Source organism: Halomarina rubra (genome assembly GCF_023699475.1).
GTDB lineage: Archaea > Halobacteriota > Halobacteria > Halobacteriales > Haloarculaceae > Halomarina > Halomarina rubra.
In genome coordinates this window covers 127,534-140,067 of sequence record NZ_JALXFV010000001.1, presented here as the reverse complement: position 1 = coordinate 140,067, position 12,534 = coordinate 127,534, and the positions used below count along the sequence as shown (strand labels likewise).

Annotated in this window: 18 protein-coding genes; 6 read left to right on the top strand and 12 right to left on the bottom strand. The window is 70.4% G+C overall.

The window, feature by feature from the left end:
* Positions 1–354: 354 nt before the first annotated feature.
* On the bottom strand, positions 355–972 hold the full coding sequence (gene engB, locus M1L36_RS00795) for a GTP-binding protein EngB (RefSeq protein ID WP_250871796.1): 618 nt from the start codon (positions 970–972) through the stop codon (positions 355–357).
* Between the two features lie 82 nt (positions 973–1,054).
* Here engB and M1L36_RS00790 point away from each other — a divergent pair, with 82 nt between their 5' ends.
* Positions 1,055–1,756, top strand: coding sequence for a 5-formyltetrahydrofolate cyclo-ligase (locus tag M1L36_RS00790; protein ID WP_250871795.1), 702 nt, complete (start codon positions 1,055–1,057; stop codon positions 1,754–1,756).
* A 50-nt stretch (positions 1,757–1,806) separates the two neighbouring features.
* On the opposite strand, the gene M1L36_RS00785 is transcribed toward M1L36_RS00790, so the two are convergent.
* Positions 1,807–2,613, bottom strand: coding sequence for a hypothetical protein (locus M1L36_RS00785; protein ID WP_250871794.1), 807 nt, complete (start codon positions 2,611–2,613; stop codon positions 1,807–1,809).
* Positions 2,614–2,749: 136 nt separating this feature from the next.
* Between M1L36_RS00785 and M1L36_RS00780 the strand changes: the two genes are divergently transcribed.
* A complete protein-coding gene (locus M1L36_RS00780; RefSeq protein ID WP_250871793.1) occupies positions 2,750–4,132 on the top strand; it encodes a TIGR00341 family protein in 1,383 nt (460 codons plus the stop codon).
* Here M1L36_RS00780 and M1L36_RS00775 read toward each other — a convergent pair.
* Complete coding sequence (locus tag M1L36_RS00775; protein ID WP_250871792.1) at positions 4,102–5,085, bottom strand: NOG1 family protein; 984 nt, start codon at positions 5,083–5,085, stop codon at positions 4,102–4,104. The genes M1L36_RS00780 and M1L36_RS00775 overlap by 31 nt on opposite strands.
* 161 nt (positions 5,086–5,246) lie before the next feature.
* On the opposite strand from M1L36_RS00775, the gene M1L36_RS00770 reads away from it, so the two are divergent.
* From M1L36_RS00770 to M1L36_RS00760, 3 genes are all read left to right on the top strand, one after another.
* The gene (locus tag M1L36_RS00770; protein ID WP_250871791.1) at positions 5,247–5,606 is read left to right on the top strand and encodes a DUF5518 domain-containing protein; all 360 of its coding nucleotides are present in this window, start codon (positions 5,247–5,249) and stop codon (positions 5,604–5,606) included.
* 143 nt (positions 5,607–5,749) lie between these two features.
* Positions 5,750–6,160, top strand: coding sequence for a DUF5518 domain-containing protein (locus M1L36_RS00765; protein WP_250871790.1), 411 nt, complete (start codon positions 5,750–5,752; stop codon positions 6,158–6,160).
* Between the two features lie 81 nt (positions 6,161–6,241).
* On the top strand, positions 6,242–6,559 hold the full coding sequence (locus M1L36_RS00760) for an ASCH domain-containing protein (protein ID WP_250871789.1): 318 nt from the start codon (positions 6,242–6,244) through the stop codon (positions 6,557–6,559).
* Positions 6,560–6,607: 48 nt separating this feature from the next.
* On the opposite strand, the gene hisE is transcribed toward M1L36_RS00760, so the two are convergent.
* From hisE to M1L36_RS00740, 4 genes are all read right to left on the bottom strand, one after another.
* Positions 6,608–6,883, bottom strand: coding sequence for a phosphoribosyl-ATP diphosphatase (gene hisE / locus M1L36_RS00755; RefSeq protein WP_250871877.1), 276 nt, complete (start codon positions 6,881–6,883; stop codon positions 6,608–6,610).
* 65 nt (positions 6,884–6,948) lie between these two features.
* Positions 6,949–7,425 (bottom strand): bifunctional nuclease family protein, encoded by a 477-nt coding sequence (locus tag M1L36_RS00750; RefSeq protein WP_250871788.1) that lies wholly within the window; start codon positions 7,423–7,425, stop codon positions 6,949–6,951.
* A 107-nt stretch (positions 7,426–7,532) separates the two neighbouring features.
* Positions 7,533–8,126: a pyridoxal 5'-phosphate synthase glutaminase subunit PdxT gene (gene pdxT / locus M1L36_RS00745; protein WP_250871787.1), complete on the bottom strand. Its 594-nt coding sequence runs from the start codon at positions 8,124–8,126 to the stop codon at positions 7,533–7,535.
* Positions 8,127–8,265: 139 nt separating this feature from the next.
* Positions 8,266–8,427 (bottom strand): preprotein translocase subunit Sec61beta, encoded by a 162-nt coding sequence (locus M1L36_RS00740; RefSeq protein WP_250871786.1) that lies wholly within the window; start codon positions 8,425–8,427, stop codon positions 8,266–8,268.
* 140 nt (positions 8,428–8,567) lie between these two features.
* On the opposite strand from M1L36_RS00740, the gene M1L36_RS00735 reads away from it, so the two are divergent.
* On the top strand, positions 8,568–8,837 hold the full coding sequence (locus tag M1L36_RS00735; RefSeq protein ID WP_250871785.1) for a thioredoxin family protein: 270 nt from the start codon (positions 8,568–8,570) through the stop codon (positions 8,835–8,837).
* Positions 8,838–8,878: 41 nt separating this feature from the next.
* On the opposite strand, the gene npdG is transcribed toward M1L36_RS00735, so the two are convergent.
* The 5 genes from npdG to M1L36_RS00710 are packed head-to-tail and all read right to left on the bottom strand — an operon-like array spanning position 8,879 to position 12,421.
* A complete protein-coding gene (npdG, locus tag M1L36_RS00730) occupies positions 8,879–9,547 on the bottom strand; it encodes an NADPH-dependent F420 reductase (RefSeq protein ID WP_250871784.1) in 669 nt (222 codons plus the stop codon).
* Positions 9,548–9,596: 49 nt separating this feature from the next.
* Positions 9,597–10,004 carry a hypothetical protein gene (locus tag M1L36_RS00725; RefSeq protein ID WP_250871783.1) on the bottom strand — a complete coding sequence of 136 codons (408 nt, stop codon included), beginning with the start codon at positions 10,002–10,004 and terminating at the stop codon, positions 9,597–9,599.
* A 43-nt stretch (positions 10,005–10,047) separates the two neighbouring features.
* Positions 10,048–10,545, bottom strand: a complete 498-nt coding sequence (locus tag M1L36_RS00720) for a DUF7519 family protein (protein ID WP_250871782.1) — start codon at positions 10,543–10,545, stop codon at positions 10,048–10,050.
* Positions 10,542–11,855, bottom strand: a complete 1,314-nt coding sequence (locus M1L36_RS00715) for a DUF58 domain-containing protein (RefSeq protein WP_250871781.1) — start codon at positions 11,853–11,855, stop codon at positions 10,542–10,544. The genes M1L36_RS00720 and M1L36_RS00715 overlap by 4 nt, the downstream gene beginning before the upstream one ends.
* Positions 11,852–12,421, bottom strand: coding sequence for a DUF7269 family protein (locus tag M1L36_RS00710; protein WP_250871780.1), 570 nt, complete (start codon positions 12,419–12,421; stop codon positions 11,852–11,854). Before M1L36_RS00710 ends, M1L36_RS00715 begins: the two co-directional genes overlap by 4 nt.
* Positions 12,422–12,534: the final 113 nt, after the last annotated feature.

The window sequence follows — 12,534 nt, the reverse complement described above, 5'->3', positions numbered from 1 at the left end:
GCGCGCTCCGAGTCGGTCGACGAGCAGGCGACACACCGAACCGAGACGTGACCGCGTGTCGCGCTCCGTGGGACCGACACCACGGCTGGGGAGCACCCCGACCGGTCACGCCACAGTTCTCAGAACACGTCGGCGCTGGTCGCGTGCTGGTACTTGAACGTCCGGAGCGGTCGCGGTGCCGAGGCGGGACCGTTGGTGTGCCGTACCGCGAGCGAGTGAGCCAGAGGCGAACGAGCGAGCGGGGTGAGGAGCGAACGGAGTGCTCGGAGAGCACGAAGTGAGCGACGAATCCTTTTGGTCGAGCTTTTACCCCGTGGGGCGGCGAAGCCGCCCCGCTCGTGGATAAAAGGTCGCTTAGAAGAACTGGAACAGGTCGTCCCGACCGGCGTCGTGGAGGTGCGTGCGGACGGCCTCGGTGAGCGGCGTGATGGAGCCACGCTTGGCCGTGATGGGCGCGATGGTGTCCTGCCACTGTTTCCACGGCGGGTAGAGACCGAGACGGTCACACACCTCATCGAGGCGGTCGTCGCGGTCGTCGACCTTGTCCATCTTGTTGACCGCGACGACACACGGGATGCCGAGGTCCTCGAACAGGTAGAACAGTTCGACGACGTGGGGAATCTCGTCGGGGCCGGAGTGGCGGTCGATGATGTCGATGACGCTCTTCCCGTCGACGACGACGACGCCCACGAGGATGCTGTCGGCGTTGTCCTCGAGGTAGTGGACGATGTTCGTCTTGATGGCCTCGCGGTGGCCCGACTCGACGCCCTCCATGAACCCGAAGCCGGGCAGGTCGGTGAGCACGAAGTCGTGAGACGACCAGTCGTAGTGGTTCGGCGAGCGGGTCACGCCGGGCTTGCCGCCCGTCGAGAACTGCTTGCCGGTGAGTTCGCGCATCAGCGTCGACTTCCCGACGTTCGACCGTCCGACCAGGACGACCTCGGCACCCCGTTCCGGGCGACCTTCGAACATGGCCCACCTATCGCGTCACGGCCGATAAGTGCGCCGGGACGGACGTGGACACGCCTTTGGACCGGCCGACCCTCCCGAGCGCATGGACAAGCAGGACATCCGCGAGCGCATCTGGGACGCGCTGGAGGCGGAGGGTATCGCCCGGTTCCCGTTCCCGCCACACGGGCGCATCCCGAACTTCGACGGGGCGAAGGAGGCGGCCGAGCGTCTCGCCGCGCTCCCCCAGTGGGAGGCGGCGACGGCCATCAAGGCGAACCCCGACGCGCCGCAGTTGCCGGTCCGCCGCGCGGCACTCGACGCGGGCAAGACCGTCTACATGGCCGTCCCGCGACTGCGCGACGAGGAGTGTTTCGTCGAACTCGACCCCGCGGAACTGACCGACACCGACGCCGCGGCGACCGTCAGCGGCATGGACGACCACGGCGTCCAGGTCGGTCCGGACGCCCTCCCGCACGTCGACCTCGTCGTCTCGGGGAGCGTCGCCGTCACCGAGACCGGCGACCGTATCGGGAAGGGCGAGGGCTACTCGGACCTGGAGTTCGCCGTGCTCCGGGAGTTGGGACTGGTCGACGAGACGACGACGGTCGTCACGACGGTCCACGAGCGGCAGGTCGTCGACGAGGCGTTCGAGACGGCCGACCACGACGTGCCGATGGACGTCGTCGTCACCCCCGAACGAACGGTTCGAACGGGGGCGACGGGCCGCCCCGACGGCGTCGACTGGGACGCGCTGGACGAGGAGCGAATCGAGGAGATACCGGTGCTCGCGAGGGTCCGCGAGTGAAAGCGCGACGGTAACGTCGTGTCGGTCGCGGTCGTGTCGACGGGGGCGTGCTACTCAGAGGCTGCCCGTTCGTCGTCAAGCAACGAGAGCAGCGCGTCGCGATAGGTCGCCGGTTCGAACTCCATCGTGACCTCGCGGTCGGTCTCGTGGTGCTCGCCGTCCGGCCCCTCGGCGGTCGCCGTCGCCGTCCGCGTGACGGACGCGGCCGGGTAGACGCCGCCGAGGACGTACACCGTCCCCACCGAGGCCTTCCAGAGCGCGACGACGCCCGCGACGTCGAGGTCGAACCCGGGGACGTCGACGGAGACGTCCGGTGCGTCGGGGTCGTCGTAGGAGATGGGGCCGACCCCCATCGTCCCGCCCACGTCGTAGGTCCGCTGGACGCCACGGAGGTCGTCGGCCAGCGTCGTCCGCTCGTAGTCGACCTCGCCGACGTCGCGCTCGCGCAACTGCGACTCGACGGCCGGGAGCACCTGCCCCTCGATACGGTCGGCCGTCACCGCGAGGTTGACGTAGCTGTCGAGGTCGATACGCGAGAGCGAGGCGAGGACGACCGAGCGGTCGAACGCCCCGTCGGTTCGGGCGGCGGCGTGCTCGCTGGCGGCGTCGTACGAGAACAGCGTCGAGGAGATGGTCGCGGAGACGTCGACGCCGAACTTCCCGCCCGAGACCGTCCGGGTCGCCTCGTCGAGAATCGACCACTCGGCCCCGTCGTCCTCGCGGAGTCGCGGGTGCCCCGCTGCCGAGCGTGGAAACGCCGGCGCGCCCGCCGCGACGCCGTCGTCGTACAGCGTCATCGCGGAGACGCCCCCGACGCCCGCGACGCCACAGAGTCCGAGGAACCGTCGTCGTTTCATACCAGACACTCACGAATTCAGAACTATAACGCTTGCCGCTAGTATCGGAGCCACCTCGCTCCAGCCGTCGGTTCACGGACGGTCTCGCCGCCGTCGACCCGTAGCTATAACGCGTCGCCGGGAGTCGACACCGAGCGTGCGACTCGTTCAGGTGGGCGTGCCGGAGGGCCGCCGGGCGGTGGTGCTCGGCGTGTTGGACGACGAGGACGTCGAGTACGTCGTCAGCGACGAGACGGGCAACCACGACTACGAGGCCATCGTCGCGTTCCCGCTACCGACGAACGCCGTCGAGGAGGTGCTCGAAGCGCTCCGTGACGTCGGCGTCGACGAGAGCGCCTACACCGTCGTGACCGAGGCCGAGACGGTCGTCTCCAACCGGTTCGACGCGCTGGAGAACGAGTACGCCGACCACGGCAACGGCGACCGCATCGCCCGCGAGGAGCTCCGGTCGAAGGCCGAGGGGCTCGCGAGCACCTTCTCGACGTACGTCGTCATGACCGTCGTCAGCGCCATCATCGCGACCGCCGGTCTCCTGCTGGACTCCCCCGCGACTGTCGTCGGGAGCATGGTCATCGCCCCGCTCATCGGGCCGGCGATGGCGACGGCCGTCGGGACGGTCATCGACGACGACGAACTGTTCGGCCGCGGCGTCCGGTACCAGATCCTCGGCGTCGGGCTGTCGATCGGTGCGGCCGCGGTGTTCGCGTGGGTCGTCCAGCTCACGGGCATCGTGCCGCCGTCGCTCGACCCGACGAACCTCGCGCAGGTGCGCGAACGCCTCGCGCCCGACGCGCTCTCGCTGGCCGTCGCGCTCGGGGCGGGCGTCGCCGGCGTCGTCAGCCTCACGACCGGCGTCTCGACGGCGCTCGTCGGCGTGATGATCGCCGTCGCGCTCATCCCACCCGCCGCGACCGTCGGGCTCGCAATCGCGTACGGCATCCCGAGCGCCGCCATCAGCTCGGCGGTGCTGACGCTCGTCAACCTGCTCTCCATCAACTTCGCCGCGCTCGTCGTGCTGTGGTACAGCGGCTACCGCCCGGAGCGGTTCTTCCAGCGCGACCAGGCCCGGAGCGCGACCGTCAAGCGACTGCTGACGCTCGTCGTCGCCATCGCCGTCCTCTCGGTGTTCCTCGGCGGGGTCACCTACGACAGCTACACGACCGCGACCGACGAGCAGGCGATTCGCGACGCCGCGGGGAGCGTCGTCAACAACAGCTCCCAGCTGACACTCCTGGAGACCGAGATCGAACTGGAGACGCGCACCGTCCTGTTCACCGAACCACAGCGGGTCGTCGTCACCGTCGGCGCGCCGCCGGGGAACCGGCCGCCGGGGCTCGCCGACCAGATCGACCAGGCGGTCGACGAGGCGGCCGGTCGTGACGTCGAGGTGCAGGTCAGGTACGTCGAGATAGAGACGGCACGCGTCGGCAGGGCGACGGTCGGCGGTCGGGCCGCCGCTTCGGTGGCCGATTCGGTCGCCCGACCGGTTCAGCCGTCGAAGGGAAGCTCGATCTCGTAGTCGACGGCCTCGACCGCGGCGTCGACGACGTCGTCCAGACCGTCGCCGGTCTCGGCGCTGAGGTAGACGTCGGCCTCGACGTCCCGCGAGCGGTCGGCCTTCGAGCAGACCGTGAGGACGGGGGCGTCGAAGTGCGCTTGGAGTTCGTCGCGCAGGGCGAGTTGGGTCTCCAGGGGGTAGCCACACTCCTCGCTGGCGTCGACGAAGACGAGCAGGGTGTCGGCGGCGTGTTCGACGGCGCTGACCGCCTGACGCTCGATGCCGTTGCGCTCCTCGGCCGGGCGGTCGAGGAGGCCCGGCGTGTCGACCAGTTGGTAGCGGATGTGGTCGCGTTCGACGTGGCCGACGTGGACCTGCGTCGTCGTGAACGGGTAGGAGTCGATGTCGTTGCGCGCGTTCGTCACCGCGTTGACGAACGTCGACTTCCCGACGTTGGGGTAGCCCGCGATGACGACGGTCGGTTCGTCGGGGCGGATGTCGGGGAGGTCACGGAGCGTGTTGCGGGCCTCCCCGAGTGCGAGCAGGTCGTCGCCGACGGACTCGGTGATGCTGGCGAGACGAGCGAACGCCTGCTTGCGGTGTTTCTTCGCGGTGTCGGGGTCGGTGTTCCGGAGCTTCGACTGGTACTCGTCGCGGATCTTGTCGGCCTGCCGCCCCGCCCACATCACCTGCGAGAGGTGCTTGCGGAGGCCGTCGACGCCGCCGGGACAGTCCCCGTGAGCGTCGACCGTCGCGTCCGCCAGGTCGCGGTAGAACGGGTCGACGACGTCGAAGTCGGGCCACGACGTCGTGACGTTCTGGAGGTTGTCCGAGATGATGTTCGACGCCGTCTGGAGCATCGACTGCTGGGCCTCTAGTCCGGACTTCGCGTGGCCCGCTCGGGCCGCCCGCGAGAACGCCTTGTCGATGAGTTCCTCCGCACGCGGCGTGGTGGGGAGGTCTTCGAAGGTCATACCCCTCGTATCGGACGAACGGGCAAAAGCGCGTCCCTCCCGTCGTCGGCGTGCCAACGGGACACTCAGTCGGCCGGGGGCCCGTCCCCGCCGCTGGGATACCCCGTCGCGGAGGCCGGTTCCGACACCAACCTCATCCGCTCGGCCGCCCTACCGGGGGTATGGTCAACTGGTACGCCGTCGTCGTCGGCTTCGCCGTCGAGGTGGTGCTCGGTATCGTCGGCTTCGTCCTCCCCGGCATCGGCCAACTGTTCGCCGCCGTCGTCGGTGGGTTCGTCGCGGGCTACATCGCGGGCGGCAGCCTCGGCAACGGCGCGTGGCACGGCCTGCTCGCCGGCGCGCTCGGCGGACTGGTCATCGCGTTGCTCGTCGGCGTCTTCGGAACCGCGATTCTCACCCTCCTGGGCGGTCCCGGCGGGGCAGTGCTCGGTGTCACGGGCACGGCGCTCGCCGTCGTGTTCTGGCTCCTCGTCTCCGTCCCGAGCGCCGTCGGGGGACTGCTCGGCGCTGCGGTGGCGTGAGAACCGGCCAAACTGGCCGGCACGTGGCAATCGGACTGACCGACTGTTCTGGCGCTAACTCCGGGGGTAGAGACCGAATTTCTGGAGTTTCTGGCGGTCTCGTTACATAGTTTATCGTCTCAGACGGCCAAGGAGTATCCGTTATGGTAGAAACTAACTGGCGCGCTGTAGCAATCGGCTTCGTGGTCATCGCCGTGCTCGGCATCGTCGGCGCGTACGTGGAGTCGCTCGCTATCTTCGGCACCGTCCTCGGTAGCATCATCGGCGGGTTCACCGCCGGGTACTTCGCCCGGATGGGGACCGCCAACGGCGCGTGGAACGGCCTGCTCGCCGGCGCTATCGGGGCGCTCGTCCTCATCGCCGTGCTCGCGGTGCTCGGCCTCGCCGTCTCGGTCGTCTCGCTCTCGCTCGGTGGCGTGTTCGCGTCCATCGGTATCGCGCTCGCGGCCGTCATGCTCGCCATCCTCGCCGCCGTCCCGGCAGCCATCGGTGGCGCTATCGGCGGCATGATGACCCGCGAGGAACCGACCGAGACCGGCCGACCCGCGGCCTGATACTCCCAGTTTTTCCGAACGACTGCGACCCGAGAGTGACGACACCAGTAGCGGTTTGCACACGCCGCACGTAGCCGGCCCATGACGCGAATCGACGCCGAGACGCTGTTGCCGAACGACCACGTCGAGCAGTTGGCGCTGTCGGGTGACATCACCCAAATCCACCGCGGGAACCCCTACGCGGAGGAAGGCGACACGTTCGACATCGAGGACACGACGTTCGAGGTCGTCGAGGTGACCCACCGGACGCTGGGGGACCTGACCGACGCGGACGCCCGCGCCGAAGGCTCGGAAGACCTCGACGCGTACCGGAAGCGACTCGAACACGCCCACAGCGACGGCTTCGAGTGGAACGACGACGCGGACGTGGTCCGCCACCGGTTCGAGCGACGGGACTGAGTCGGAACGAGAAGCCGAGAGAAGAGCGCTCAGCGGCGTTCGAGGCGTTCAGCGACGCTCTTCGAGTTCGGCGCGCAGGTCGTCGAGGCTCATCCCCTTCATCGAGAGGAGGACGAGCAGGTGGTAGACGAAGTCGGCGGCCTCGTGGGCCAACTCCTCGTCGTCGTCGTCTTTCGCCGCGAGGACGATCTCGGTCGCCTCCTCGCCGAGTTTCTCCAGCACCGCGTTCTCGCCTTTCTCGTGGGTGAACAGCGACGTCGTGTAGGAGCCCTCGGGGAGCGTCTCCTTGCGCTCCTCGACGACCGCGAACAGGTCGTCGAGCACGTCGGCGGCGGGGGCGTCCTCGGCGGTCTCGCCGGTCTCGCCGGTCCCGCCCGTCGACCCCTCGCTCACAGGAACCCCTCCTCCTCGGCGTCCATCTCCGCGCGGATGACGTCGCGGATGTCGTCGAGTTCGGCGTAGCGGTCGGGGTCGTCGCTCGCCTCGGCGAACACCTCGTCGGCGACCGACACCGGGCAGTTCGTCCGGGCGGCCAGCGCCAGCGCGTCGCTCGGTCGAGCGTCGACGGTGACGTCTTGGCGGGGCGTGTTGAGGTGGAGGTCCGCGATGAACGTCCCCTCGTTCAGCCGGGCGACGTGGACACGGTCGACCCGGCCGCCGAGTTCCTCGACGACGTCCAGCAGGAGGTCGTGGGTCAACGGCCGACCCATGTCCGCGGCGTCCATCCCGCGGGCGATGCTCGTCGCCTCCTCGAAACCGATGAAGATGGGGAGCACGTCGGCCTGCCCCTCGACGTCGAGGAGGACGACTGGTGCGGGTCCCCGAGGGGTCCCGGCGACCCGGACCGACTCTATCACTGCTTTCATAGCCGCCTCTCGGAGACCCCGACGGATAACACCTCTCACTCTCCGGACGGATTGTGCGGCCGCGTCGGGAGTTCCCGACCGACGACGGCGCTCCGAACGTCGCGCCGCTACGCCAGCACCGACTCGAAGAACGCGAGGTCGTGGAGTCGAGGGTCCGGGGTGAGTTCGGGGTGGAACGACGTGGCGACGACCGGCCCCTGCCGGACCGCGACGGGCCGCCCCTCCCACGACGCAAGCACTTCGACGGCCGCACCGACCTCGTCGATGACGGGCGCGCGGATGAACACCGCCGGGAACGGGTCGTCGAGGCCGTCGACGTCGAGGGGAGCCTCGAAGGAGTCGACCTGCCGGCCGAACGCGTTGCGGTCGACGGTCACGTCGAGCACGTCGAGCGTCGTGACACGGTCGTCCTTGGCGTCCGTCGAGGCGACGATGAGCCCCGCACACGTCGCCAACAGCGGTTTGCCGGCGGCGACGTGCTCGCGAATCTCCGCGTCGATACCGTCGGTCGCGAGGTGTCGGGAGATGGTCGTCGACTCCCCGCCGGGCAACAACAGCACGTCACACTCCGGAACGACGCCGGGGGTGCGTATCTCCCTGACCTCGGCGTCCTCGTCGTGGGCCGCGGCCGCCCGCCGGATGGCGTCGGCGTGCTCCGAGACGTCGCCCTGGACCGCGACGACGCCGGCTACGAGTGTCATGGCCCTGCTAGGCGAGTTCCGGGGAAAAGTGTCGCGGGACGGCGGTCGTGGGGTCGTGACGTCGTCTCGCGGCGGAGCCGACACCGGAGAGCGGTCGCTGACGACGGCACGCGGAGACGAGAAAGCGGTCGGGGCGTCCTCAGACGGCGACGGCCGTCAGGACCATCACGAGGAGGCCGAACATCGCGCCGAAGGCGACGACCGTCTTCGGGTCGATGCGCGGGGCGTTGCGGTCCTCGGAGTCGAAGTACCGGACGAGTCCGGCACTGGACATCAGCCCACCGCTATTGCTTCCACTCATGTGCGACGGTGAGCGACGCGACGCCCTAAACGTTTCGTCACCGAGACGTCGCCGCGAACGACCGTCGGTGGCCGTCTCGGCGCGCCGCTCGCGAACAGTGGAAACCCTTATTCGGAGCGGACGGCAACGTCGTCGTACCGATGACGGTGACACTCAAGGACTTCTACGCCGACTGGTGTGGCCCGTGTAAGACCCAGGACCCCATCCTGGACGACATCAAGGAGGACTGGGGCGACCGCTTCGAGGTCGAGAAGGTGAACGTCGACGAGGAACAGGACGTCGCCAACGAGTACCAGGTCCGCTCGCTCCCGACGCTCATCATCGAGAACGACGACGGCGTCGTCGAGCGCTTCGTCGGCGTCACCCAGCGTGACGACATCGAAGGCGCGCTCGAATCCGCCGGCGCGTAGACGAGAACCGCTTTTTCGACACTGCTCACCTCGGCGAGTCGCTACTGGAACCGAACGCCCAGGTCGTGCATCCCGTCGTTGTTCGTCGCGACGTTGATGAGCAGCGGCGTCAACGCCTCCACCTCGTCCGCGTTGGCGAGGCCGCCGACGTCGAGCGTTCGCAGACCGCGAATCTCCTCGGCGAGCATCGAGACGATGTCCTTCGCGTCGGGGTCGTCGCCGAACAGCAGCACGTCCCAGTCGAGGTCGGCGTCGAGGTTGGCGAGTTTGCCGGCCGCGAGGTTGTGGAACGCGCCGACGAGCGAGACGTCGTCGGGGGCAGCGTCGGCGGCGAGTGCGCTGACGCTCCCCGCGCTCGGCGGGTTGTAGTGGAAACCGTCGTCGTCGCGTTTCATCCCGACGGCGGGCGTGACGAGCACGTCGTCGCCGTCGAGACGGTCGGCGATTGCCTCGACGGTGTCGACGAGGTGGTACGCGGGCACCGCGAGGACGATTACGTCCGCGCGGTCGGCGGCCATCGCGTTGTCGAACCCCTTGACCGTGCAGTCGACGCCGCGACTCGACAGTTCGGTCTCGTACTCCTCGGCCTTCTCGCGGGCGCGGTCGGGGTCCCGCGACCCGACGAGCACCTCGTGGTCGGTGTGGTACGCCCACCGGAGCGCGAGTCCCTCGCCGACGTCACCCGTGCCGCCACAGAGCGCGATTCGCATGTGCGTACGTCGCACGTCCGGCGATTAAGCGTTGTGTGCCCGTCGGAACTTACCGGCGGACTGCTCGGCGGAGCGTCCCAGCCCCGCCACGGTAGGCCAGCCACGTCGCGAGGACGGTGGCGACGGTGTAGCCCAGCACGCCCACGACCAGCCCCGCCACGCCGTCGAGCGACGCAGCGACGACGCCACCGACGACGGCGACGAGGAACCACGACCCGCCGAACACACGGAGCGTGTAGGGCGTCGTCCACAGCCCGAGACGCTCCCACCCGCCCCCGCGTGCCAGCCAGACGGTGAGGAACGTCGCGGCGACGAGCGCCGGCCCGAGGTAGTACAACTGCGTGACGGCGTCCGGCGGCGCGAGCGCGTTCGCAGCGGCCACGAGGGAGAACGGCGGGAGCGCAGCGTGCGCGAGACTCGGTGGACCGTCGTCGGGAGAGCCGTCGTCGGAGGGCATCACTCGGTGCTCCGAGCGAGCGGGCAAGACGGTTGCGTCCCGGTCACGCTCGCAACCCCAACACGAGCACCACCGCACCCGCGAGGAGACCGAGGAACGCGACCCCCGGCAGTCCGGAGGGCGCGAGCGAGGACAGCGCGTAGGCGACACCCGCGACCCCGCCAGCGAGCGTCGTCGTCGCCGTCGCGTGGACGAGTTCGACTCGGGTCGTGGCGGCGTCGGGCACCTGTCGACGGAGCGCGAGGGCGTTCTCCGCGAGGTCGTAAGCGAGGACGGCGAGCACCGTCGCCACGAGCACCAGCGGCGTCGGGACGCCGAGGACGGCCGCCGTCAGCACGCAGCCGAACAGCAGTGTCGCCGCGAGCGTCAGCAGTCGCCGCGAGGAGCGGAGACAGCCCCCGACGAGCGCGAGGACGGCACCGCCACCGACGGCGGCCGCGGTCGGCGACGGCGAGACGAGGACCACCGCACCGGTCCCCGCGCCCGCCGCCCCGACCAGTCCGACCCGGCCGGCACGACAGACCCGGACGACACGACTCACAGCCACCGCCTCCCGGCGAGCGCACGGTCGAGCGACGTCCCGGACCGCCAGTCGAGCACCGGCACGCCCCGACCACGGAGCGACCGTATTCGTCCGACCCGTTCCAGTCGGGCGGCCTGTTCGCCCGGAGTCGCCGTCCCGGTTACGTCGGGACTCAGCACCGACACACGGTGGCCCGCCGCGTCGAGTCGCCGAATCGCCCCGAGGACGCTCTCGTCGACCAGCGGCGAGAGCACGACGACCTGCGTGTCGTTCGCGAGACGGGCCACGAGACGGTCGACCGCGCGCCGCTCGTCGACGTCCGCGTCGGGCGGAGTCGCGTCGAACGCCGGGTGGAGCGCGAGTTCGCGGCGGCCACGAGCGCGGTGGCCCGCACCACCGCCGGGAGCGAGCCAGAACGACCGCGGGGAGAGCGCGGCGAGACCGGCGGTGTGGCCGGCGTCGAGGAGACCGGCGAACAGGCGGCCGGCCGCGGCGACGCTCCGGTCGACGGCGGTGTCGCTGTGACCCGTCGACGCGTCCGGCGTGCCGACCTCGTCGTCGCCTGGGGCCGCGTACGCGACCGGTCGAGCGTCGACCAGCACGAGCACGCGGAGCGCCCGCGGTTCGGCGAACTCGACGGTCGCCAGGTCGCCGGTCCGGGCGCGTCGTCGCCAGTCGATGCGCGAGGGTGGGTCGCCGCGTCGGTACTCCCGGACGGTGACGAACTCGGTCCCGGCACCGGGCGTCGGCGTCCGGCGCGGGCCGCTGTGTCGGGTCGTGAGCGCCCGGAGCGCGGGCGGCGCGAGCGGTCCGAGTCGTGGGACACACCGGAGTCGCGTCGGAGCCACGAGGCGGACCCGGCGTTCGCGTGCACCGCCGGCGTCGCGGACGACGGCGGTCGCCGGGTCGAACCGGTGGTCGCCACGGGCCGCCCGCACGTCGTACTCGAAGCGGGCGATCGCTCCCGGTCGAAGCGCGGTCGTGAACTGTGCGGTCCCCTCGACGACGGCGAGTCCCGAGGGGACGCCGTCGACCAGTCGGAGGTCGGAGACGGCCGCTTCCCCGGTGTTCTCGACGGTCACGGTGACGGTGACGGTCTCGCCGTCGCTCGGGCGCTCGGTGTCGACCGTCCGAGTCAGCGCGAGCGTCGTCGCCGGTGCGCTCGCCGTGCTGGCGTAGGCGGCGACCGCGACCCCGACGACGGAGACGAGCAGCAGCCCCGGTCGCGCGGTGACGACGCCGACGGCCGTCGTCACCACCGCGAGCGCGGCGACGCCGTGCCAGCGTCGGGTCGCCAACGTCCGCTCGTCGGGAGCACCCGCCGTCATGGGGCCGGTTCGGGAGCCGCGTCGATTCGAGTGACGGCCGCGACGGCACGTGTCCCGCGGCGCTCGAACGTCGGTTCGCCGGTCACCCACTCCCGGAGACGGTCCCGGAGCGACGGTGACGCTCCCGTGAAGAACGCGGCCGCGACCGTGTCGTCGGTCCACTCGCCCGTCGTCAGTCGACGGCGGGCGGCCGCGGGTGAGCAGCCCTCGCTCCGAACGAGCGCCGCGACCGTCAGCCGTCGTACGTCGAGGTACGCCGCCGCCCGTGCCTGCTCGTCGACCGGACCGGGGACGCCGGTGACGTCGTCGAGGTAGACCGCGAGCGCCGCCTCGGGAGGCGGAGTCGACGTCGGCGTCGCCGCGAGTTCGTGGTGAGTGCTGCCGGCCGCCCGCGAGCGGCCGTACGCCGCGTGCCCGCCGACGAGGAGTGCACCGAGGCCGACCGCCGCCGTCAGGGCCGTCACCGACGGGAGCGCCGGCGCGAGCGACGGGACCGCGGCGACGGTGAGGCCCCCGAGGACGGCGAGGAAGCCGACACCCGTCGCGAGTCGCCGTGCGAGAGTCACGACCGCACCTCCTCGTCGGTACGGAGGCGGTCGAGCGCCCACCGGACACGGGACTCGACGTCGGCCGTGACGGGGGCGGCCGCGTACCGAACCCGACAGAACTCGTCGGTCAG